The sequence below is a fragment of the Corynebacterium sp. 2571A genome (assembly GCF_055700935.1).
On sequence record NZ_JASTTE010000002.1, the window covers coordinates 375,148 to 396,422 of the forward strand.

The 21,275-nt window shown below is 68.1% G+C and carries 19 protein-coding genes, 1 tRNA gene and 1 other RNA gene; 15 read left to right on the forward strand and 6 right to left on the reverse strand.

Annotated elements, in window-relative coordinates; translation table 11 throughout:
- Positions 1 to 5 precede the first annotated feature (5 nt).
- From QQS53_RS05185 to QQS53_RS05210, 6 genes are all read left to right on the forward strand, one after another.
- Complete coding sequence (locus QQS53_RS05185) at positions 6 to 1,610, forward strand: mechanosensitive ion channel family protein (RefSeq protein ID WP_472774843.1); 1,605 nt, start codon at positions 6 to 8, stop codon at positions 1,608 to 1,610.
- Positions 1,611 to 1,619: 9 nt separating this feature from the next.
- Positions 1,620 to 2,999, forward strand: a complete 1,380-nt coding sequence (locus QQS53_RS05190) for an NAD-dependent succinate-semialdehyde dehydrogenase (RefSeq protein WP_472774844.1) — start codon at positions 1,620 to 1,622, stop codon at positions 2,997 to 2,999.
- 28 nt (positions 3,000 to 3,027) lie between these two features.
- Positions 3,028 to 4,119, forward strand: coding sequence for an alkene reductase (locus tag QQS53_RS05195; RefSeq protein ID WP_472774845.1), 1,092 nt, complete (start codon positions 3,028 to 3,030; stop codon positions 4,117 to 4,119).
- A gap of 141 nt (positions 4,120 to 4,260) precedes the next feature.
- A complete protein-coding gene (locus tag QQS53_RS05200) occupies positions 4,261 to 5,154 on the forward strand; it encodes a lipase family alpha/beta hydrolase (protein WP_472774846.1) in 894 nt (297 codons plus the stop codon).
- Positions 5,155 to 5,190: 36 nt separating this feature from the next.
- Positions 5,191 to 6,006, forward strand: a complete 816-nt coding sequence (locus tag QQS53_RS05205) for a serine hydrolase domain-containing protein (protein WP_472774847.1) — start codon at positions 5,191 to 5,193, stop codon at positions 6,004 to 6,006.
- Positions 6,007 to 6,529: 523 nt separating this feature from the next.
- Positions 6,530 to 6,979: a hypothetical protein gene (locus QQS53_RS05210; protein ID WP_472774848.1), complete on the forward strand. Its 450-nt coding sequence runs from the start codon at positions 6,530 to 6,532 to the stop codon at positions 6,977 to 6,979.
- Here the strand turns inward: QQS53_RS05210 and QQS53_RS05215 are convergent.
- Together QQS53_RS05215 and QQS53_RS05220 are read right to left on the reverse strand one after the other, a co-directional pair.
- Entirely contained in the window at positions 6,950 to 7,723 is a 774-nt protein-coding gene (locus QQS53_RS05215; RefSeq protein ID WP_070767803.1) for an HAD-IIA family hydrolase, read from the reverse strand. The genes QQS53_RS05210 and QQS53_RS05215 overlap by 30 nt on opposite strands.
- Positions 7,720 to 8,022, reverse strand: a complete 303-nt coding sequence (locus QQS53_RS05220; protein WP_472774849.1) for an acyl carrier protein — start codon at positions 8,020 to 8,022, stop codon at positions 7,720 to 7,722. Before QQS53_RS05220 ends, QQS53_RS05215 begins: the two co-directional genes overlap by 4 nt.
- 54 nt (positions 8,023 to 8,076) lie before the next feature.
- Between QQS53_RS05220 and QQS53_RS05225 the strand changes: the two genes are divergently transcribed.
- Complete coding sequence (locus QQS53_RS05225) at positions 8,077 to 9,090, forward strand: alpha/beta fold hydrolase (RefSeq protein ID WP_472774850.1); 1,014 nt, start codon at positions 8,077 to 8,079, stop codon at positions 9,088 to 9,090.
- Positions 9,091 to 9,180: 90 nt separating this feature from the next.
- On the opposite strand, the gene aceE is transcribed toward QQS53_RS05225, so the two are convergent.
- On the reverse strand, positions 9,181 to 11,934 hold the full coding sequence (gene aceE / locus QQS53_RS05230) for a pyruvate dehydrogenase (acetyl-transferring), homodimeric type (protein ID WP_472774851.1): 2,754 nt from the start codon (positions 11,932 to 11,934) through the stop codon (positions 9,181 to 9,183).
- A 291-nt stretch (positions 11,935 to 12,225) separates the two neighbouring features.
- Between aceE and QQS53_RS05235 the strand changes: the two genes are divergently transcribed.
- Together QQS53_RS05235 and QQS53_RS05240 are read left to right on the forward strand one after the other, a co-directional pair.
- Positions 12,226 to 12,654 carry a DUF3052 domain-containing protein gene (locus QQS53_RS05235; RefSeq protein WP_070767799.1) on the forward strand — a complete coding sequence of 143 codons (429 nt, stop codon included), beginning with the start codon at positions 12,226 to 12,228 and terminating at the stop codon, positions 12,652 to 12,654.
- An 81-nt stretch (positions 12,655 to 12,735) separates the two neighbouring features.
- A tRNA-Val gene (locus QQS53_RS05240) sits at positions 12,736 to 12,808 on the forward strand.
- Between the two features lie 84 nt (positions 12,809 to 12,892).
- Here QQS53_RS05240 and QQS53_RS05245 read toward each other — a convergent pair.
- A complete protein-coding gene (locus QQS53_RS05245; protein WP_472775055.1) occupies positions 12,893 to 13,876 on the reverse strand; it encodes an SURF1 family cytochrome oxidase biogenesis protein in 984 nt (327 codons plus the stop codon).
- Positions 13,877 to 13,929: 53 nt separating this feature from the next.
- Complete coding sequence (locus tag QQS53_RS05250) at positions 13,930 to 14,424, reverse strand: low molecular weight protein-tyrosine-phosphatase (protein ID WP_472774852.1); 495 nt, start codon at positions 14,422 to 14,424, stop codon at positions 13,930 to 13,932.
- Positions 14,425 to 14,535: 111 nt separating this feature from the next.
- Between QQS53_RS05250 and QQS53_RS05255 the strand changes: the two genes are divergently transcribed.
- The 5 genes from QQS53_RS05255 to QQS53_RS05275 all read left to right on the forward strand — a co-directional run bounded on the left by QQS53_RS05255 (position 14,536) and on the right by QQS53_RS05275 (position 19,534).
- On the forward strand, positions 14,536 to 15,681 hold the full coding sequence (locus QQS53_RS05255) for a Nif3-like dinuclear metal center hexameric protein (protein ID WP_472774853.1): 1,146 nt from the start codon (positions 14,536 to 14,538) through the stop codon (positions 15,679 to 15,681).
- Between the two features lie 5 nt (positions 15,682 to 15,686).
- The gene (locus QQS53_RS05260; protein WP_472774854.1) at positions 15,687 to 16,406 is read left to right on the forward strand and encodes a zinc ribbon domain-containing protein; all 720 of its coding nucleotides are present in this window, start codon (positions 15,687 to 15,689) and stop codon (positions 16,404 to 16,406) included.
- A 12-nt stretch (positions 16,407 to 16,418) separates the two neighbouring features.
- Positions 16,419 to 17,588 (forward strand): bifunctional RNase H/acid phosphatase, encoded by a 1,170-nt coding sequence (locus tag QQS53_RS05265; RefSeq protein WP_472774855.1) that lies wholly within the window; start codon positions 16,419 to 16,421, stop codon positions 17,586 to 17,588.
- A 43-nt stretch (positions 17,589 to 17,631) separates the two neighbouring features.
- An RNA gene (gene rnpB / locus QQS53_RS05270) (RNase P RNA component class A) lies at positions 17,632 to 18,048 on the forward strand.
- Positions 18,049 to 18,121: 73 nt separating this feature from the next.
- Positions 18,122 to 19,534 carry an RNB domain-containing ribonuclease gene (locus tag QQS53_RS05275; protein WP_472774856.1) on the forward strand — a complete coding sequence of 471 codons (1,413 nt, stop codon included), beginning with the start codon at positions 18,122 to 18,124 and terminating at the stop codon, positions 19,532 to 19,534.
- Positions 19,535 to 19,572: 38 nt separating this feature from the next.
- Here the strand turns inward: QQS53_RS05275 and QQS53_RS05280 are convergent, their stop codons facing one another.
- Entirely contained in the window at positions 19,573 to 20,844 is a 1,272-nt protein-coding gene (locus QQS53_RS05280; protein ID WP_472774857.1) for a galactokinase family protein, read from the reverse strand.
- A gap of 218 nt (positions 20,845 to 21,062) precedes the next feature.
- Between QQS53_RS05280 and QQS53_RS05285 the strand changes: the two genes are divergently transcribed.
- Positions 21,063 to 21,275 (forward strand): hypothetical protein, encoded by a 213-nt coding sequence (locus tag QQS53_RS05285; protein ID WP_070767730.1) that lies wholly within the window; start codon positions 21,063 to 21,065, stop codon positions 21,273 to 21,275.

Consider the following 21,275-nt stretch of genomic DNA (forward strand, 5'->3'; position numbering starts at 1 on the left):
CCGTTATGAACCTGAAATACTATCTGTTCCAACTGTGGGGCATCGTGGTCGATCACGGCCTGCCCCTGTTGGGCATTGTGCTGACCGCGGTGCTCATCCCGCGGATTGGCCGGCTGGTGGTGCGCATCATCGAAAGCCGGCTGGACCAGGAAGAAGAAGCCACCAAGGCGCGCCTGGCGCTGGTCGGGGCGCTCGTCTACGTCGGCGAGGTCGTGGCCTACTTCCTGCTGGTGGTCGCGGCGCTGTCGAATATCGGCGTGCCGCCGCTGGGCGCGGCCATCCCCGCGACCGTGGTCTCTGCCGCCGTCGGCTTTGGCGCGCAGTCCATCATCGGGGATTTCCTGTCCGGCTTTTTCATCCTGTCGGAAAAGCAGTTCGGCGTGGGCGACTACGTCAGCTTTGACGGGGCGACGGGCATCGAGGGCACGGTGGTGGCCCTGACGCTGCGTACCACCAAGGTCCGCACGCCGACCGGCGAGGTCGTCACGGTGCCCAACGGCTCCGCCGGCGTGGTCACCAACTACTCCCAGGACTGGTCGCGCGCGGTGGTCAACCTCGCGGTGCCGGTCTCGACGGGGGAGAACCCCGCCGATATCACCGCCCAGGTCGAGCGGATTTCCGAGGAGGCGATCGCCGACCCGCAGATCGCCCCCGATGTCGTCGGCGAGGTCGAGGTCCTGCCCGCCACCGGCCTGGAGGCCCCCACGGCCGCCGGCCAGCCGTGGCAGGTCAACTACCGCGTCATGGTCCGGGTCAACCCGGCCCGGCAGTGGGCCGTCGAGCGCGGCATCCGCTCCGCGCTGCTCAACGCCTTCTGGGACCACTACCATCTGGCCGCCGATGTCCCCAGCGAGCTACCTCGGCTTGCCGTCGAGGCGCTGGCCGGGACACAGCAGCCGGCGCCGGGAACGCCTGAGTCGCCGGGCTCGCCTGAGTCGCCGGGCTCGCCGGACCCGGAGACCGCCGAGACCGCCGAGACCGTCGTGCTGCCCGGGCCGGAAGGCTCCACTCCCATGGAAGAACCCGAGGACGTCGCCGCGGACCAGGCGGCATTGGAAGGCAGCGAGGAGCCGGAGGACGGCCCGGCCACCGGGAGTATCTGGCGCGACGACGAACCGGCCACGCGCTGGGGCAAGCTGGTGACCCTGGGCGGGCGGATCCGGGCCTCGACTACTGGTCTGTTCGCGGCCCTGGCCGTTATCGGCCTGCTGGTGCTGGCCTCCAGCAACCCGGAAAACGCCAGCGCCGGCTGGCTCTCGCCGGCGAACTGGACGCAGACGTCCACGCCGGAAGCCGAGACCGAAACCACCGCGGGCGACGACGCCGCGAGCGGCGCGAACACCGCCACGGAGCAGGAGAGCGAGCCGCAGCCGGAGACCGCCGATCCCACCGCCGCAGAAGCGACGGAGCAGGAGGGGCAGTCCGGCGACTCTGGCCAGTCCGGCGAGTCCAACCAACAAGGCCAGGCGGGCCAGGCGGGCCAGGGCACGGGCCAGCAGCAAGCACCGGCGACGGGGGAGGCGACTGGGGCGGAGACGGCATCGCCGGCCGCGCCTACGGAGCAGGCGGAGCCGACCGAGGCGGGTGACACAGCCCGGGCTAATCCTTAGACTCGGGGTATGTCACAGAACTACCGCGTTCAGAACCCCAAGACCGACGAAATCGAGCAGACCTTCGAGTTCGCCACCGACGCCGCCATCGGGCAGGCCATCACCGACTCGGCCGACGCCTTCCAGCAGTGGCGCCAGACCAGCTTCGATGAGCGCAAGAAGGTCCTCAACAACGCCGCGAACCTGTTGCGCGAGCGCGCGCCCGAGCTGGCGGAAATCGCGGCGACCGAGATGGGTAAGGAGCTCGGCTCCGGTATCGGCGAGGTGAAGTACTCGGCCAAGATCCTGGATTACTACGCCGATAACGGCGCCGAGTTCGCTCAGGACGAAAAGATCCCGCACAGCGGCGGCACCGCCATCATGCGCCGCCTGCCGGTGGGCCCGCTGCTGGGCGTGATGCCGTGGAACTTCCCGTACTACCAGGTCGCCCGGTTTGCCGCGCCGAACCTGATGGTGGGCAACACGATCTTGCTCAAGCACGCTGAAATCTGCCCGCGCTCCTCGGCGGCGTTCGCGCAGATCCTCACCGAGGCCGGCCTGCCGGAGGGCGCGTTCATTAACCTGTACGCCACCCACGACCAGGTCTCGACGATTATCGCCGACCCGCGGGTGCGCGGGGTGTCCCTGACCGGCTCCGAGCGCGCCGGATCGGCCGTGGCCGCGCAGGCGGGCAAGGCGCTGAAGAAGTGCGTGCTGGAGCTGGGCGGCACCGACGCCTACATCGTGCTGGACGCCGCCGACATCCCGGCCGCCGCCCGCCAGGCCTGGGACAAGCGCCTGGCGAACACCGGGCAGGCCTGCACCTCCAACAAGCGCATCATCGTGCTGAATGACATCTACGATGACTTCGTGGCGGAGATGGTGCGCATCGCGAAGGATTACCAGCCCGGCGACCCGCTGGACGGGGCCGAGGGCAAGTACTACCCGCTGTCCTCGCGCGCGGCGGCCGAGACCCTGGACCAGCAGGTCAAAGAAGCCGTGGAGGCCGGCGCGACACTGCACGTCGGCGGCGAGCTGGCTGAGGTCGGCGCCTATTACTCGCCGGCGGTGCTCACGGACGTGCCGGTCGGCTCGGAGTCCTACTACACCGAGTTCTTCGGCCCGGTGGCGGAAATCTACCGCGTCGGCAGCGAGGAGGAGGCCATCGCGCTGGCCAACGACTCCCGCTACGGCCTGGGCGGGGCGGTCTTCTCCGCGGACGAGGAGCGCGCCAAGCACGTGGCCTCCCAGATCGAGACCGGCATGATTCACGTCAACATCCCGCAGGCCTCGGCCCCCGAGCTGCCCTTCGGCGGGATCAAAAACTCCGGCTACGGGCGCGAGCTATCCCCGCTGGCCATGGACGAGTTCGTCAACAAGCAAACCTTCTACGTGAATGAAAAGGAATAAATTCTAAGGTTGTGAAGTTTGCTCCCACATGGAGTCTTCGAATCTTTTCGCGCCCGTCGAGCTCGGGCGCCACACCCTGGCCAACCGCATCACGATGGCCGCCATGACCCGCCAGCGCGCCGGGCGCAGCGGCGTGCCGACCGAGCTGCACGCGCAGTACCACGCGCAGCGGGCATCGTTGGGGCTTATCGTGACGGAGGGCGTCTTCCCGTCGCTGGACTCGCGCGCCTTCCCCGGCCAGGCCGGCATCACTAACGATGCCCAGCAGGCCGGCTGGCAGCGCGTCGCCGAGGCCGTCCACGCCGCCGACGGCGTGATGTTCATGCAGGTCATGCACGGCGGCCGCGTGTGCCACCCGAACCTGACCGAGGGCGCGGAGCCGGTGGCCCCGTCCGCCATTTGCTCCGGCACCCAGATCCACACCTTCGACGGCAAGCAGGACGCGGTGACCCCGCGGGAGCTGGAGGTCGCGGAGATGGAGCGCATCGTGGGCAATTTCCGGGCCGCGGCGCGCCGGGCCGTCGATGCCGGGGTGGACGGCATCGAGATCCACAACGCCAACGGCTACCTTTTGCACGAGTTCTTGGCGCCGTCGTCCAACCAACGCACGGATGATTTCGGCGGCAGCGTGGACAACCGGCTGCGCTTCCCGCTGGCCGTGGCGCGGGCGGTCGTCGAGGAGATCGGCGCGGATCGCGTCGGCGTGCGCATCTCCCCGGAGCACAACGTGCAGGGCGTTATTGAAGACGATCGCGCGGACGTGGCAGAGGTCTACGGCCGCTTCGTCGACGAGCTGGCCGAGCTCGGGGTGGCCTACGTGTCCATCCTGCACGCCGACCCGACCGACGAGCTAGTCGCCGACCTGGCCCGCCGCGCCCGCCACAACGGGCGCACGCGCGTGCTGATGAACAACGGCTTTGCCCAGCTGACCGAGCTGCCCGACGCCGAGGCCATGCAGCGGCTCGACTACGTCGATGCCGTCTCGGTGGGGCGCGAAATCATCGGCAACCCGGACATCGTGCGCCGCTGGAAGGAAGGGTTGGCGCTCAACACCCCGGAGCAGGCCACCTTCTACGCCAACGGCGCCCACGGGTACACGGATTACCCCTTCGCGGACTAGCGTGCGGGGTTGAGTCCGCCGCGGCAGGGCTTCGGGCATGACGTCGGTCACTATCTGTTTAGCCCGGCCTGCCGCCGGCCTTCCCAGGCGATAGGATGAATTGAATTTTATTCAACTTATCTCTTTGGGAAAGGACATTTTATGCGCACACAGCGTGGGGCAGTGGTGGCTGCCGTCGTGGCCGCCACCCTGGCGGCGGGGGCCGGGCAGGCGGCTGGGGCATCGGCAGCGCCGTTTGAGACCTCGGTGGACGACAGCTTCGGTATCAACGACCCGACCTGCCAGCCCACCGGCGAAGTGGACGAACCCGTCGTGCTGCTCCACGGCACCTCCGACAACTCCAGCAACTGGGAGAGCCTCATCCCACAGCTGCAGGACGCCGGCATGTGCGTGTGGGCCTTCGACTACGGCGCCGACGACGTCACCCTGCAAAACGCCATCCCCTCCCTGAAAGCAATCGGCGACCTGGACGAGTCCGGCCGGGAGGTCGCCGAGCAGGTCCGCTACGTGCGCCAGGCCACCGGTTCGGACAAGGTCAACCTGGTCGGGCACAGCCAGGGCGGGATGCACACCAAGACCTACGAGCAGATCTACGGCGACGAGGGCACGGTCGCCCGCGTGGTGGCCATCGGCGGCAACTACCACGGCACCACGCTGGGCGGGGCGCTGGACTTCCTCGGGCCGATTATCACCGCCGTGCCGAACCTGGCGCGCTTTTTGGCCTCCACGGCCGCGATCCAGCAGGTGATTGGCTCGCCGTTTATCGACAAGCTCAACGCCCTGCCGGATACCACAGCGGGCGTGCGCTACACCTCGATCTACTCGCCGGCGGATAAGACCGTGACACCGAACAGCTCCTCGCAGCTGACGGCGGTCGAGGGCGCGGACGTCGTCAACGTCGACCTGGGCGAGACCTGCGGCGCGAGCCCCGAGCACCCGCAGCTGCCGCGCGATGCCTCCGCCCAGGCGCTTATCCTGTGGGGCCTGCAGCGCGGCGCCGGCGAGCAGCCCGATGCCGCCGCGTGCGGCTCTTAAACCCTGAGCGGCCGGGCCCCGGTACGCTGGGAAGGCATGAGTCTGCGTGAACATCTTGACCAGTGGCCCGTCGATAACGTTGCTGCGCAAGTGCTGCGCGGCGGCGAGATAGTCGACTCGGTGGGGGATACCAGCCGGCGGTATCCGGTGGCGTCGGTGACCAAGCTCGTCGTCTCCTACGGGGTGATGCTCGCTGTCGAGGAGGGCGCGGTCGAGCTCGACCAGGCCGCCGGGCCCGAAGGCTCGACGCTGCGCCACCTGCTGACGCACGCCTCCGGGGTGGGCTTTGATTCCCGCGAGCCGCAGAAGCCGGTGGGCGAGCGGCGCATCTATTCCTCGGCCGGCTACGAGTGGGCGGCCGAGATCGTGGGGGCGGCGGCCGAGATGGACTTTGCCGATTACCTGCGCGAGGGCGTGCTCGAGCCGCTGGGCATGCGGGATACCGCGCTGGAGGGCTCGGCCGGCCACGGCTTGGTCTCCACCGTCGACGACCTGGCCGCCTTCGCGCGCGAGGTGCTCAACCCGCAGCTCCTGGACCCGTCGACGGTCGAGGAGATGCGGACGGTGCAGTTTCCGGAGCTGCGCGGCATCGTGCCCGGCTACGGGATGCATAAGCCCTGCCCGTGGGGGCTGGGCTTCGAGCTGCGCGGGTCGAAGGACCCGCACTGGACCGGGAAGAACATGCCGGGGGAGACCGCCGGGCACTTTGGGATGTCGGGAACCTACCTCTGGGTGGCAGGAGATCACGCCATGGTGGCGCTGACCGACCGCGACTTCGGCGACTGGGCCAAGCCGCTGTGGGCCGAGACCAACGCGGCCATCTACGCCGAGCTAACCGGCCAGTCGGAATAGGCGCAGTGCAGGCGGCGGGCTCCAGGGGGCGGCTCGGCCCCAGCGGAGCAACCCCCGGAGCAGTCCGCCGGAAAAACCCGCCGGAACAGCCCGCCGGAACAACCCGCCGGGACAACCCACCGGAGCAGCCCGCCGGGACAACCCGCCGGAGCAACCCGCGCCTGGGTACCCCAGGCCACCCGTGGTGAGGCTCAAGTTGTACTTGAGGTTGAGTAAACGGGGGATTGAAGTAGTGGTTTAGAGTTGCTGATGTGACGGGTGTGAGGGGAGACTAAGTCAGGTAACGCATTCGAGTTCGTTGGGGAAGACGATGCTCGTCTTGCGCCACTTAACGACGCCCCGGTTGCGCGTTTCTGGCAGGAGGTTCCGTGAGGGATTCTGAGGAGGAACTCCGCTAGGGATTTCCGCTTGTCAGCGCGCAGCTTTTCGCACCTGGCTTTCGGCCCGCGTGCGGGCGCGGCACGGCAAATCTGTGCCGGGGAGGGCGTCGGTGGCGGGGCTACTCCGCGGAGGAGATTCGGCTTTGAGTACATGCGTAACACCCACCGGCATCGCCGCATCTTCGGCGGATGCCGCTTCTTGGCCGGCCGGCCCCGTCGGGGTCGCGCCGCGAACGGCCGCGGCCGCGACGTGCTCCACGGTCCTGCGGATTTCCGGCATGCCCGTACGCCTGCGGCCCGTGGTCGAGGACCTGATGGCGCGCGTCATCGAGTCTGAGTCCGAGTTCGTCGTGCCCGGTGACGACCCCTTAACGGCCCAGTGGTGCACCCGCTGGCACAAGGACTACCCCGGCGACAATATTGTCGCGCTGGCCGCCGGCCGGGCCACTGGCACGCCCTGCGGGGTCGGCTGCCGGCAGGTGCTGACCGGCACCCGCCAGGAGTTGACTGACTTTGCCGCCGAGCTGAGCCAGCTGGCCCGCGCGTATGGCTTTAGCGCGCAGCTAGAAGGGTTCGAGGACGTTGCCGGCTAGGTCGGCAACCGAGTCACGCACCGCCGTGGGGCGGTAGGGGTAGCGGGTGACCTCGGCATCGTCAGTAATGCCGGAGCGCACCAGCACGGTGCGCAGGCCCGCCTCGATGCCGGCCTTGACGTCGGTGTCCATGCGATCACCAATCATGACGGTGTCCTCCGAGTGGGCGCCGATGTGGTTCAGCGCCGAGCGCATCATCACCGGGTTCGGCTTGCCGATGTAGTACGGCTGACGGCCCGTGGCCGTCGTAATCAGCGCGGCGACCGAGCCCGTGGCCGGCAGCACGCCCTGCGGGGCGGGACCGGTCACGTCCGGGTTGGTAGCAATGAAGCGCGAGCCGCCCCGGATCAGGTTGATGGCGGTGGTGATCGCCTCGAAGGAATACGTCCGGGTCTCGCCCAGCACGACGAACTCTGGGTCCGCGTCGGTGAGGATCCAGCCGGCCTCGTGCAGGGCGGTGGTCAGCCCAGACTCGCCGATGACGTAGGCGGTGCCGTCCTTGACCTGGGTGGACAGGAAGGTCGCGGTCGCGGTCGCCGAGGTCCAGATGCGCTCCGGCGGGATGCGCAGGCCCGTATTCGCCAGCCGCGCGGACAGGTCCCGCGGCGTGGACATGGAGTTGTTGGTCAGCACCATGAACTCGATGCCGTTGTCGTAGAGGGCCTGCAGGAAGCGGTCGGCGCCGGGGACCATCTCGCCTTCGCGGATGAGCACGCCGTCCATGTCAGATAGGTAAGAAATCATTGGTGGTCCTCCACATACTGCACGAAATCGCCGACGGTCGAAAAGCCCAGGACGGTCTCCTCGTCGAGTCGGACCTTGAATTTTTCTTCGGCCTTGACGGTCAGCTCGATCATCGTCAGTGAGCGCAGGTCGACGTCCGCGAGCGGCTTATCGCGCTCGATGTCGTCGGCATCCACCCCCGTGACCGATTCGATGAGCTGGCACAGCTCGCCGTAGGTGTCGCCCGCCGAGGAAGTCGACTCCTCGGCCGGGCCGGAGGAAAAATGCGCCTGAAGTTGCGCGGTGAGATCGTTGGCCATGGGACCTAGTCTAGTAGGTTAAACGCGGCGGTTCGGATAGGATTATTACTCGACATGAGAAGGAGATACCAGGCCGAGATCATCGCTCGCAGTTGGGGCAAGCGGTTCCTGCCGTCCGGCCGCCGGCAGCTGCGCAAAGCCTACGAGCAACTGCACGATCACCGCACTGCGCCGGGGCTTACCCACCTGCTAGCGGAGGGGACCAGCACGGGCAACGGCATCGATATCGCCTGGTATGAGGCAGGCGCTGACGATGCCGACGTCACCGTCGTCTTCGTCCACGGCTACACCCTGGCCGCCGAGAGCTTCTACGAGCAGGTCGACTACCTGCGCGAGCACTACCCGCGGGTCAAAAGCCTGCTGGTCGACCTGCGCGGGCACGGGCAATCGGCCACGGTGCCCAGCGAGGACTGCTCGATCAGCTCGGCGGCCGACGACGTGCTCGCCGTCGTGCGCGAGCGCGCCCCGCACGGCCGGCTGGTCATCGTCGGGCACTCCCTGGGCGGGATGGTCGCGCTCAACCTGATTCGGCGCTGCGACGCCGAGACCTACGGGCGCATCGATAGCGCTTTGCTGGTCTCGACCTCCATGCGTCGGTTCTCCGCGCGCGGGGTGGCGCTGGTGCTGAACTCGGCGCTGATGCACGGGCTGTATAAGGCCTGCAACCGCCTGCCGGAGAAGATGAACAACATGCGCTACGAGGTCGCCCAGTTCGCCGCGCCCGTGCTGGCGCTGCTGGCGGCGGGCTTTCCGCGGATGGAGCGCATCCAATTCCACGCCGCGATGCTGCTGGATACCCCGCTGGATTCCTTCGTCGGCTTCTTCGACGACTTGGTGGAGCACCGCGAATTCGCCGCGCAGGAGCGGCTGTCTGGCCTGCCGGGGACCGTCGTCGTCGGCGGGCTGGATATCGTCACCCCGCGCAGCCAGTCCGAGGTTATCCTCAACCACTGGCCGCAGGCCGACCTCGAGGTCGTCGAAGAGTCCGGGCACATGGTCATCCTGGAGGAACCGGAGAAGGTCGCCGAGTGCCTGGGTCGGCTCCTCGACGCTCACAGCGACGTCTAGGCCGGTCTTTCGGCCCGAGGCAGCACGAAGCCCCACCTCCTGCGGCGCTGTTAAGCGCTAGGAAGTGGGGCTTGTGCCGGCTTAGCGGAATTATTCGCTGTCGCTCGGGGTGGTGCTGGTCGGGTCGTCCAGCTTGAGGTCGCTGGCGGCCTTCTTCACCACGTCGCGGTCAACCTTGCCGTCGCGGGCCAGGCCCTCCAGGACGCCGACGACGATGGACTCGGCATCGGTGTTGAAGTAGCGGCGAGCGGCCTCGCGGGTATCGGAGAAGCCGAAGCCGTCCGCGCCCAGCACGATGTAGGTGCCCGGCACGTAGGGGCGAATCTGCTCCTGCAGGTCCGTGGCGAAGTCGGAGACACCGACGAACGGGCCCTCGTGGTCCTTGAGCTGCTTGGTGGCGAAAGCCTCGGTCGGCTCGCTGCCGGTGCGCAGGGCCTCGTGGTTGCGGCGGGCGCCATCGCGGGCCAGCTCGGTCCAGGAGGTCACGGAGAACAGCTTGGCCTTGACGTCGTAGTCGCGGGCCAGGATCTCCTGGGCCTTGAGGGCCTCGTGCACGCCCACGCCGGAAGCCAGGATGTTGGCCGGCAGGGAGCCGCCCTCGGCGGTGTTGTAGTGGTAGATACCGCCGTGCAGGCCCTCGACGTCCAGGTCTTCCGGAGCCGCCGGCTGGTGGACCGGCTCGTTGTAGACGGTGAGGTAGTAGATGACGTTCTCGCCCTCGCCGTCGCCGTACATGCGCTCGATGCCGCGGTGGACCAGGTGGGCCACCTCGAAGCTGAACGCCGGATCGTAGGAGACGATGGCCGGGTTGGTCGAGGCCAGGACCGGGGAGTGGCCGTCCATGTGCTGCAGGCCCTCACCGGTCAGGGTGGTGCGGCCGGCGGTCGCGCCGATGAGGAAGCCGCGGCCCATCTGGTCGGCGACGGCCCAGAAGGCGTCGCCAGTGCGCTGGAAGCCAAACATCGAGTAGAAGATGTACAGCGGGATCATCGGCTCACCCTGGGTGGCGTACGAGGTCGCCGCCGCGGTGAAGCTGGCGGACGCGCCCGCCTCGGAGATGCCCTCGTGCAGGATCTGGCCGTCGGTGGCCTCGCGGTAGGACAGCATCAGGTCGTGGTCCACCGGCACGTAGTTCTGGCCGCGCGGGTTCCAGATCTTCAGCGTCGGGAACCAGGAGTCCATGCCGAAGGTGCGGGCCTCGTCCGGGATGATCGGCACGACGCGCTTGCCCAGCTCCTTGTCGCGCATGAGCTCCTTGAAGGTGCGCACTAGCGCCATGGTGGTGGCCACTTCCTGCTTGCCGGAGCCCTTCATCACGGACCGCAGCTTGGACAGCTCCGGCACCTTCAGCGGGGTGTAGTCCACGCGGCGCTCCGGCAGGAAGCCGCCGAGCTCCTTGCGGCGCTCCAGCATGTACTTGACCTCCGGGGCGTCGTTTCCCGGGTGGAAGTACGGCGGCAGGTACGGATCCTTTTCCAGCTCCTCGTCGGAGATCGGGATGTCCTGCTTGTCGCGGAAGAGCTTCAGGTCCTCCAGCGTCAGCTTCTTCATCTGGTGGGTGGCGTTGCGGCTCTCGAAGTTGTGGCCCAGGCCGTAGCCCTTGATGGTGTGCGCCAAGATGACGGTCGGCTTGCCGGTGCCGTGGTTGTCCAGCGCCTGCGCGTAGGCGGCGTAGATCTTGCGGTAGTCGTGGCCGCCGCGGCGCAGGGACCAGATCTCGTCGTCGGAGAGATCCTCGACCAGCTTCAGGGTGCGCTCGTCGCGCCCGAAGAAGTGCTCGCGGACGTAGGCGCCATCGTTAGCCTTGAAGGTCTGGTAGTCGCCGTCGGAGGTGGTGTTCATGACGTTGACCAGGGCGCCGTCCTTGTCGGCCTCGAGCAGCTTGTCCCAGCCGCGGCCCCAGATGACCTTGATGACGGACCAGCCGGCGCCGCGGAAGAAGGACTCCAGCTCCTGGATGATCTGGGTGTTGCCGCGGACCGGGCCGTCCAGGCGCTGCAGGTTGCAGTTGACCACGAAGGTCAGGTTGTCCAGCTCGTAGAGCGAGGCCATCTGCAGCAGGCCGCGGGACTCGGGCTCGTCCATCTCGCCGTCGCCCAGGAAGGCCCAGACGTGCTGCTTGGAGGTGTCCTTGATGCCGCGCTGCTCCAGGTACTTGTTGAAGCGGGCCTGGTAGATAGCGTTGGCCGGGCCCAGCCCCATGGACACGGTCGGGAACTCCCAGAACCACGGCATCAGGCGCGGGTGCGGGTAGGACGGCAGGCCCTCGCCCTTGCCGCGGGAGACTTCCTGGCGGAAGCCGTCCAGGTCGTCCTCGGTAAGGCGGCCTTCCAGGTAGGCGCGGGCGTACATGCCCGGCGAAGCATGCCCCTGGAAGAAGATCTGGTCGCCGCCGGACGGATCATCCTTGCCCTTGAAGAAGTGGTTCAGGCCCACCTCGTAGAGCGGGGCCGCGCCGGCGTAGGTGGAGATGTGGCCGCCCACGCCGATGCCCGGGCGCTGCGCCCGGTGCACCATGATGGCGGCGTTCCAGCGGATCCAGCGGCGGTAGCGCTTTTCCAGTTCCTCGTCGCCCGGGAATTCCGGCTCCAGCGAGGTCGGGATGGTGTTGACGAAGTCCGTCGAGGTCAGCGCGGGCAGCTGCACGCGCTTAGCGGTGGCGCGCTCCAACAGGCGGAGCATGAGGTAGCGGGCGCGTTCCGGATCGGAAGAGTCCAGCAGGCCGTCGAGGGACTGCATCCACTCGCGGGTTTCTTCCGGGTCCTTATCGTGCAGGTAAGACGCGACGCCGTCGCGAATCAGCGGGAAGTTGGAGTCCCCCTGCAGGGCGTCCTTTTCAGCCATTAAAAGCCTCCTGAAGTAAGTTAAGCACTTTGCCGTCCAGAATACGCGCTTTATCTCCGCGCGCGCGGGCCGGGCCGTTGCAAATCGCACCTACCCTTTTATTTGCGCCGTTGTGCAGTGGGAATGGCGAATCTGTGAAGCCTGTTAAGTTGCGGGCTGGGAGGGGGTGGAAACCGCAACTAGGGCACAATTAGGGCGACAGTGAGAAAACTGCAGTATTAAGCGGTAGAGTGCTATCTGACACAGCCTGGTGAAGCGCCAGGACCCTAAACACACAGGAGGACAATTTCAGTGGCGGACGCTGCGGGCGTAACCAACGACCATGCTGACTACGCGAAGGTGCTGGGCATCGACAAAGGCATGGTTGCCCTAGAGCTCGGATGGGACGAGGATTGCGATCCGGCAATCTCCGAATCCGTCGAAGACGTCATCGGGGAAGATTTCCTCGAAGAAGAAAATGACGAACTGTGTGACGCCGTCGTGCTGTGGTGGCGCGACGGGGACGGCGACCTAGTTGACGGGCTGGTCGACTCCCTGCGCCCGCTGGGCGAGGGCGGGGTCATCTGGCTGCTGACCCCGGGCGCGGGCAAGCCGGGCACCGTCGCCCCGGGCGAAATCTCCGAGTCCGCCCAGCAGGCCGGCCTGGTCCAGACCAAGGCGGAGCGCCTCGGCGACTGGCAGGGCAGCTGCCTGGTCGGCCGCGGCTACACCAAGAAATAACACCCCACCGCCAGCTGGCGGGGTGAATTTGCACTAGCTCGCGGCGTCGGGCTAGTCTTTGTAAAGCGCTTTTCGCGCATTGCGGCTTTAGCTCAGCTGGAAGAGCAATTGGTTTACACCCAATAGGTCACAGGTTCGAGCCCTGTAGGCCGCACAGAATTAAAGGCCCTTCCCGGTTCTCCGGGCAGGGCCTTTCTTGTGTCTGGACCGCGGTGCTAACTGCGCGCTATCAGCGCCGCTAGAAGCGTTCCTTGTTCCGCTTGGCGAACTTCGAGTAGAAGTCCGGCTTGGACTCGCCGTAGCGGGCGCGCATGCGGCGCTCGTGGGCCTCGGCGGCCGCCTCGGCCTTGGTGTCCGCGGTCTCCGGCTCGGCGCCTGCGGTCGAAGTAGCGGCTGCGGCCGAGTCACCGGCCGGGCCCCCTTGCGCGTCGGCGGCGTCCAGCTGGGCCATCTCGGCTTCTTCGTCGCGGACGCGGCGCCGCTCGCGGATTTCGGCCCAGACGAAATAGCCCAGGCCCAGCGGGGCCATGATGCCGAAGGCTATCCACTGAAAGCCGTAGGACAGGTGGTTGCCGCGGTCCATCTGCGGGATCGGGATGGGGTTGAGCACGCCCGGCTGATCCTCGGTGAGCTGGACGTAGTCGAGTCCGAGGTCGGTATCGATAAGCTCGCCGACCTGGGGCGGGTTGATGGAATAGACCTGGGGGTAGCCGTCGCGCTCGACGGGGGCGGAGGAATGCTCGGCCTCGTGCTGGCGGACCATGCCGATGATCTCCTGCGGCCCGCTGGGGGCGGGGGCGATTTCCGGCACGGCGTTGGCCTCGCCGGCCGGCACCCAGCCGCGGTTGACCAGGATGGTCTGGCCGCCGTCGGTGCGGAAGGGGACCAGGGACTGGTAGGACGGTCCGGAGGCTACCGGCCGCAGGCGCACCAGCACCTCGTCGTCCGGCAGGTACTGCCCGCGCAGGATGACGCGCGACCACTCCTCGCCGCCTTCGATGGCGCCGTTGTCGCTCAGGATCTCGTCGGCGGGGACGGGGTCCTTCTCGTAGGCGGCGGTGATGTGTTCATTGCGCTCGACGATGTCGTCGTCCTTGCCCAACTGCCAGGGCGCTAGCACCGTGAAGGCCAGGTAGGAAAACACGATCACGAACAGCAGCAGGAAAACCCAGCTGGGCTTGAGGAAAGTCTTCCACCACGCCGTCTGCTGCCGCGCGCGCACCGGCTCGCTGTCCGGTGCCGTCTGCTTAGTCTGAGTACCCACGAATACCCAGTCTAGTCACGGGCATGGTCGCGAATCCAAGCCATGAGCCCGTCGGCGGCGGCCTCGATGGCCTGGCGGGTGCGGGCGAAATCCTCCTCGTCTCCGTAGAAGGGATCCTCCACCGAGGACCCCGGGGCGGAATCCGGGTCGAAGTCGCGCAGCAGCACGACCTTGTCCGGGTCCGGCGCCTGCTCGCGCAGGGTGGCCAAGTGCCCGGTGTCCAGAGCGACGATGAGGTCGGCGGCTAGGTCCTCGGCGGCCAGCTGGCTGGCGCGGTGGGCGCTGCCGTCGTAGCCGCCGCGGCGCAGCTCGGCGATGGCGCGCTTGTCGGCGCCCTGGCCGACGTGCCAGCCGCCGAGGCCGCAGGAGGTGATGCGGGCGGCATCGTCAAGCCCGGCGGACTCCACGGCGTCGTGGATGATGACCTCGGCCATAGGGGAGCGGCAGATATTGCCCGTGCAGACGAAGACGATGTGGAGGCGGGGATCAGTCTCAGAAACAACCATCAGCGGGGAATTCTCACCTTTAGCTCGATTAGTGGGGGCTGCTTACACAACCGTAGAACGCAGTTAGGATATACCGTTAGGACCTGCCAACGCTAAAGGAGCATAAAAAGTATGACCACTACGGCCACCGTGGGAGAAGTCTGCCACCACCTGGATGCGGCCTACCCGCCGGCGCTGGCGGAAAAATGGGACGCCGTCGGCCTGGTCTGCGGCGACCCGGACGCCCCGGTCACCAAGGTAGCCTTCGCCCTGGACTGCACCCTCGAGGTCGCCCAGGCGGCTGTCGATGCCGGCGCCCAGCTACTCGTCGTCCACCACCCGCTGCTGCTGCGCGGGGTGACCTCGGTGGCCGCGAACACGCCGAAGGGCAAGGTCGTCCACACCCTGCTCAGCGGGGGCGTGGCTTTGTATGCCGCCCACACCAACGCCGACTCCGCCCGGCCCGGCGTCAACGACAAGCTGGCCGAGCTGGTCGGCATCACCCCGGGCCGGCCCATCGTGGTCAAGGACCCGGACGTGATGGACAAGTGGGGCGTGCACGTGCCAGCAAACGATGCCGACCGCGTCAAAGAAGCCCTTTTTAACGCCGGTGCCGGCCAGATCGGCAACTACCGCGCCTGCTCCTTCGACATCGCCGGCACCGGCCAGTTCGAGCCGCTGCCGGGGGCCAACCCCACCGAGGGCGAGGTCGGCACCCTCCACCGCGGGGCCGAGACCCGCGTGGAATTCGTCGCGCCTTCGTCCCGGCGCAGCGCCATCCGGGCCGCGCTTATCGATGCCCACCCCTACGAGGTTCCCGCCTACGACGTCGTGGAGACCGCCAACCCCGCGGACCTGGATCAGGCCTGCGGCCTGGGGCGGGTGGGCCGCCTGCCCGAGCCGATGACGCTGCGGGAGTTTACCCAGCAGGTGGCCAACGCCCTGCCGGAGACCGTCTGGGGCGTGCGCGCGGCCGGGGATCCGGACCAGCTCGTCCAGACCGTGGCGGTTAGTTCCGGTGCCGGCGATAGCTTCCTGGACCAGGCGGCTAAACTAGGCGTCGACGTTTACGTGACCTCGGATCTGCGGCACCACCCCGTCGACGAGCACCTGCGCGCCGGCGGCCCCGCGGTCATCGACACCGCGCACTGGGCCAGCGAGTTCCCCTGGACTTACCAGGCCCGCGACCTAGTCGCCGGCAAGACCGGGCTAGACTGCGAAGTCCTAGAAATTCGCACCGACCCGTGGACCGTGTCGCTACATTCGGAAGGAGAATAAAGGACATGAAGCTGCAACCTGAGAGCCAGGCCGTGCTGCTAAAGCTGGCCAATCTGCAGCGCGCCGTCGACTTCGGCGCCGAGGAGCGCCAGAGCCCGGAGCAGGAGGAGCTGGCTAGCGCCGAGCGCGAGTACGCCCGCCTGGTGGATTCCGCCGGATCCGCCCAAATGGCCGTGGACGATATGGAAAACGAGATCCTGCGCATCCAGGCCGACGAGCGCAAGCTGCGCGCCCGCGAGCGCGACGACCGCAAGCAGCTGTCCGCCGAGCTGGATCCGGACAAGCGCCGCGACCTGGAGCACGACCGCTACGCGGCGAAGTCGCGCATCGCTGACCTGATGAGCGAGCTGCAGGAAGCCCACAACGAGATCCACGCCCTGCGCAACAACCGCGACTCCCAGGGCGCGCAGCGCGACGAGGCCGCCCGCAAGCTCGAGGTGGCCCGCCGCGCCGCGGAGGCCGCCCAGGCCGCGACCGACAACCAGCCGGACCCGCGCGTGGAAATCGAACAGCTGCGCGGTCAGCTGCCGGGCGAGGCGCTGCGGATCTTCGACGACCAGCGCGCCGAAAACAACGTCGGCGCCGCCGAGTTCAAGGCGCAGAAGTCCTGCGGCGGCTGCTTCATCGTGCTCCCGCCGGCGGACCAGTCCGCGGTGCGCAACGCGCCGGCCGACGAAGTCCCGCAGTGCCCCGAGTGCGGCACCTACCTCATCCGACAGTCCTAGGCGGCCGGTGCCATGAAGGTAATCATCTACGCCGACGGCGGATCCCGCGGCAACCCCGGGGTGGCCGGCTCCGGCACGGTGGTCTACGCCGCCGACGGCCGCGAGGTGCTGCGCACCATCGCCTACGTGGTCGGCACGCAGTCGACCAATAACGTCGCCGAGTACAACGGCCTGCTGCGCGGGCTCGAGGCCGCCCGCGAGCTGGGCGCCAGCGAGGTCGAGTTCTACATGGACTCCAAGCTCGTCGTCGAGCAGATGAACGGGCGCTGGAAGATCAAGCACCCCGACATGCAGAAGCTGGCCATGCAGGCGCACAAGCTGGTGGCCAGCCTGGATGACTTCCAGCTGGCCTGGGTGCCGCGCGCCAAGAATAAGGTCGCCGACGCCCTGTCCAACGACGCCATGGACGCGGCGGCCGCCGGCCACGCGGTCGGCATCGTCGGCGGCATCGAGGGCGATGCGGGTACGGACGACGCCGCGGGCACGACCGAGCACGGCGGGCCGGCGCCCAGCGACTGGCTGGGCGAGCGCGGGGAAACCACGCGGCTGGTGCTGCTGCGCCACGGGCAAACCAAGATGTCGGCGCAGCGCCAGTATTCCGGGCACTCCAATCCGCCCCTGACCGAGCTCGGCCGCCGCCAGGCCCTGGCCGCCGCGCAGGCCCTGGCCAGTCGCTTCGGCACGGGCGAGGACGGCCAGGTCGCGGCGGTGGTGGCCTCCCCGCTGGGCCGGTGCCAGGAAACCGCCCGGGCCGTCGGCGAGGTCCTCGGCCTGGACGTGGGCACCGACGACGGGCTCATCGAGCTCGACTTTGGCGCCTGGGAGAAGCTGACCTTTAACCAGGCCCACGAGCGCGACCCGCAACTGCACGCTAAGTGGCTGGAAGACACCGCGGTGTCCACGCCGGGCGGGGAGTCCCTGCAGCAGCTGCACCGCCGGGTGCGCCAGGCGCGCGAGAAGTTAGTTCAGCGCTATGCGGGCAAGACCATCCTGCTGGTGAGCCACGTTAACCCGATCAAGTCGCTTGTCGCGCAGGGCCTGGGCGGCGGGCCCAGCCTGTTCGATCGCTTCTTTTTGGATCTTGCCTCGCTGTCCGAGGTGGAGTTCTGGGACGACGGCGCGCTGGTGCGCTGCGTCAACGACGCCGGCCACCTGTCCGGGCTGGATGCGGGTCAGAGCTAATTTTCACGCCGGCCCGCGCGCGGACTAGACTAAAGCGCGCGAATGAGTCGGCCGGGTAAACGCGGCAAATGAACCGCCCCACGCGTTGGGGCAGGCAGGCGCCGAGGAAAGTCCGGACTCCACAGAGCACGGTGGTTGCTAACAGCAACCCGGGGCAACCCGCGGGCAAGTGCAACAGAAAGTAGACCGCCTGGAGCAATCCAGGTAAGGGTGAAACGGTGCGTTAAGAGCGCACCAGCACCCCAGGTGACTGGGGTGGCTGGGTAAACCCCACCGGGAGCAAGGCATCACGGCCTGCCTTTTGGGCAGGCCCGATCAGGTGTTTGAGGGCTGCTCGCCCGAGCCTGAAGGTAGCTGCTTGAGGCGGCCAGCAATGGTCGACCCAGATGGATGTTTACCACGCCGGGGACGGGCAACCGCCCCGCGCGGACAGAATCCGGCTCACAGGCCGGCTCATTCGCCCCACATCTTTTAATTTTCCGTTGCTCACATAGGCGCGCGGGAGTGGGGCGCCTGTGGAACAATGAGGCGGTATGAAGCTGTATGCTGCGCCGCTGGACTTTGATAACGTCGCCGCGGAATTCCAGGTCTCCCGCGACTTCGACGAGCACGTCACCGACCAGGCCCGCGCGGCGGTCGATCAATTTGCCGCCAGCCGCCGGGACGCCCGCGACTTGCCGTTGGTCACCATCGACCCGCCGGGCTCCAAGGACCTGGACCAGGCCGTCTACATCACCAGCGGGCCCGCGGGCGGCTACCGCGTCTACTACGCCATCGCCGACGTGGGCGCCTGGCTGGGCGGGACCGGCGAAGAGGCGCCGGCGGCCGTGCACGCGGAGTCCATGGCCCGCGGCCAGACCATCTACCTGCCGGATTCGCCGGCCCGCCTGCACCCGCCCGTGTTGTCCGAGGACCGCGCGTCCCTGCTGGAGGGCGTGGACCGGCCGGCCGTGCTCTTTAGCTTCGACCTGGACACGTACGGGGAGGTGACCGACTTCTTCGTCGAGCGCGCCCTCGTACGCTCCCGGGCGCGGCTGGACTACGACGGCGTCCACGAGAACCTAGTACACGGGCGGATGAACTCGGCCATCCGCCTGCTGCCGGAGGTAGGCCAGCTGCGGCAGGCCTCCGCGCTGCGGCGCGAGGCGATTTCGCTGCGCATCCCGTCGCAGCGGGTCGTCGAAGACGTCGACGGGCGCTTCGAGCTGGAGATCGAGCCGCGCCACGAGGTCATGGACTATAACTCCGAGATTTCCCTGATGGCCGGCATGTGCGCGGGCCAGCTCATGCACAGCCACGGCGTGGGTTTCCTGCGCACCCTGCCAGGTGCCAGCCCCGAGGCCGAGGAGGAGTTCCGCGCCGAGGCCCGCGCCCTGGGCTTCGAGCTGGGCGAGCTTAGCATCTCCGAGTTCCTGCGCGGGGTGGATGCCAGCTCACCTCGGGGGATGGCGGTCATGCGCGAGGCCCTGCGGCTACTGCGCGGGGCGGACTACGCCCTGCTGGGGCGCGACGAGGGGCAGATCCACGCGGGCATCGGCGGCTATTACGCGCACGTGACCGCGCCGCTGCGCCGGCTCATCGACCGGTTCGGGTTGGAGGTCTGCCTGGCTATCTGCGCCGGCACCGACGTCCCCGAGTGGGTGCAGGCGGACGGTGAGGAGGCGGTGGCATCGATGCGGCGGAGCTCCCAGTTGGCCTCCCAGGTGGACAAGGCGTGCCTACAGCTGACCGAGGCCACGGTCCTGGAGCCGTGGGTGGGCACGAATTTCTCGGCGGTGGTGCTCTCCAGCAACGCCGAGCGCGAGACCGCCCGCCTTTTGGTCAACGAGCCGCCGGTCATCGGGCAGTGCGTGGGCGCGCCCGCGCCGGGCAGCGAGACCTCGGTCTCCCTGGTCACGGCGGAGCCGGAAGAGCGCGCGGTGAAATTCGCCTGGCCGGCCGACTAGAACCGGCTGACTAGAACCGGCCGACTAGGACCGGTCGATTAGGCGGCGGGCTCGCCGGGGTTGACCGGGACGATGAGCAGGCCGTCGTCGGCGAGATCCTGAGAGAAATTCTGTGCGCGTTCGGCGGGCACGTAGGCGATGACCGAGTTGGCCACCCCGGCCGCGGCCGCCCGGGCTGCCACCGCGCCGCGGGCCGTGACCAGCTCGGCGACCTCGGCGGCCACCGGCAGGTGATAGATGCTGCCCAGCGCCGATTGCGACTGGTGGAGGAGCGGCAGCAAGTCCGCGCCGCGGCGGGAGCGCAGCGAGCGCGCGATGCCCAGGGCGCGGTCGGTCTCGGCGGCGTAGAAACCGAGCCAGCTGGCGGCATCGGCGTGCTCGGGGTGGTCCTGTTCCGGGTGCACCTCGTGGACCGCGTCCAACCAGTCCAGAACGCGCGAGGACGCGTCCGGCAGCAGGCGCAGGCTCTCCGTGCCGAAGGCGTGGCAGGCGTTGTCGACGAAGCGCTGGCGGATGCGCAGGTCAACCCCGATCTGCGGGTCCGGGGTGGAGTCCGGGACCGCGACGACGAAGGCGTGCAGCTTGTCGCCCAGCGGGTGCGGGGCCTGCGTGACGGAACCGTCGGCGTAGTCGATGATGGAAACCTGCCGGCCGTTGCCGCGCAGGGCCGCGGTGTGGCGGGCGCGCAGCGCCGGCAGGGCGGCGAAGGAATCGACGGCCTGGGAGCAGACCTCGGCGAGGCGGGCGCGCAGCGGGGCATCGTGGGGATCCTCGTTGCCGCCCAGCATGGCTAGGGCCACGGCGACATCGGCGGCCGCCAGTCCACCCAGGCCGGAGTAGGTAGGGATGTCGGTGACCACGGTGATGTCCACTCCGGTGGTCTCGCGGGAGAGCAACTGCCGGGAGACCATCGTGCTGACCACGCCGCCGAAGCGCTCGGCCAGCCCACCCGTCGGGAACGGCGGCGGGACCGGCTGGCCGGCCTCGTCGACGCCGGGCTGCTGCGCCGCGGCCAGCTGGGACAGGGTGTCGAGCGTCGTCGATTCCTCGCGCACCTGGGGCTCGCCCGGACCGTCAACGCGGTAGGTCACGGTGATGGTCGAATCCTCGCGCGGGCTCACCGCCGCGGCGGCGCGCAGATCGGAAAGCCCTGCGGCAACGATGCCCCCGTAGTGGTCAACGTGCTCACCGATAAGCAACCAGGTCGCCGGTGCGCTCGCCACGTGGGCGGCTTCTACGCCCACGCGTTGGTGGTGGGCGGCGCGGGCTTTGTCGTCGACGTGGTCGGTCGGGGCGGGCCAAAATGGCATTGCGGGGGATACTCCTTCATTAGCGGTCGCTCTCGCCGGCCCGGCGCCTGCGACGTCGGTGACGAAGATTCAGCGGGGATGAGGCGCGGGCGGGCGAGAAGTCCTAACAGGAACATTCTAGCGGCGCGGACAACTCCCGATGAGTACTGTGGGATCCCGCGGGCGATAACCCGCGCTAAATCGCTTAATAAACCCCGTCAACCAAGGAGGATTAGTCCATGGCCGAGCAGGATTCGCAATGGTATTTCAACCCGTCTACCGGTGAAGTCACCCAGGGGCCGCAGGATTCCTGGGACAACCGGATGGGGCCGTACTCGTCCGAGGAAGAGGCCCGCAACGCGCTCAAGACCGCGGCGGAGCGCAACGCCGCGGCCGATGAAGCCGAGGAAGCAGAAGACGACTGGGGCAAGCCGGCCCAGTGGGATAAGTAA

Bases quoted from the DNA above. Each gene is read 5' to 3' on its own strand.
- QQS53_RS05275 (WP_472774856.1), top strand. From the start codon at position 18,122: ATGAAGCTGTATGCTGCGCCGCTGGACTTTGATAACGTCGCCGCGGAA.
- QQS53_RS05185 (WP_472774843.1), top strand. From the start codon at position 6: ATGAACCTGAAATACTATCTGTTCCAACTGTGGGGCATCGTGGTCGAT.
- QQS53_RS05195 (WP_472774845.1), top strand. From the start codon at position 3,028: ATGGAGTCTTCGAATCTTTTCGCGCCCGTCGAGCTCGGGCGCCACACC.
- QQS53_RS05220 (WP_472774849.1), bottom strand. From the start codon at position 8,022: ATGGCCAACGATCTCACCGCGCAACTTCAGGCGCATTTTTCCTCCGGC.
- QQS53_RS05215 (WP_070767803.1), bottom strand. From the start codon at position 7,723: ATGATTTCTTACCTATCTGACATGGACGGCGTGCTCATCCGCGAAGGC.
- QQS53_RS05225 (WP_472774850.1), top strand. From the start codon at position 8,077: ATGAGAAGGAGATACCAGGCCGAGATCATCGCTCGCAGTTGGGGCAAG.
- QQS53_RS05285 (WP_070767730.1), top strand. From the start codon at position 21,063: ATGGCCGAGCAGGATTCGCAATGGTATTTCAACCCGTCTACCGGTGAA.
- QQS53_RS05190 (WP_472774844.1), top strand. From the start codon at position 1,620: ATGTCACAGAACTACCGCGTTCAGAACCCCAAGACCGACGAAATCGAG.
- QQS53_RS05250 (WP_472774852.1), bottom strand. From the start codon at position 14,424: ATGGTTGTTTCTGAGACTGATCCCCGCCTCCACATCGTCTTCGTCTGC.
- QQS53_RS05205 (WP_472774847.1), top strand. From the start codon at position 5,191: ATGAGTCTGCGTGAACATCTTGACCAGTGGCCCGTCGATAACGTTGCT.
- QQS53_RS05255 (WP_472774853.1), top strand. From the start codon at position 14,536: ATGACCACTACGGCCACCGTGGGAGAAGTCTGCCACCACCTGGATGCG.
- QQS53_RS05260 (WP_472774854.1), top strand. From the start codon at position 15,687: ATGAAGCTGCAACCTGAGAGCCAGGCCGTGCTGCTAAAGCTGGCCAAT.
- QQS53_RS05280 (WP_472774857.1), bottom strand. From the start codon at position 20,844: ATGCCATTTTGGCCCGCCCCGACCGACCACGTCGACGACAAAGCCCGC.
- aceE (WP_472774851.1), bottom strand. From the start codon at position 11,934: ATGGCTGAAAAGGACGCCCTGCAGGGGGACTCCAACTTCCCGCTGATT.
- QQS53_RS05200 (WP_472774846.1), top strand. From the start codon at position 4,261: ATGCGCACACAGCGTGGGGCAGTGGTGGCTGCCGTCGTGGCCGCCACC.
- QQS53_RS05265 (WP_472774855.1), top strand. From the start codon at position 16,419: ATGAAGGTAATCATCTACGCCGACGGCGGATCCCGCGGCAACCCCGGG.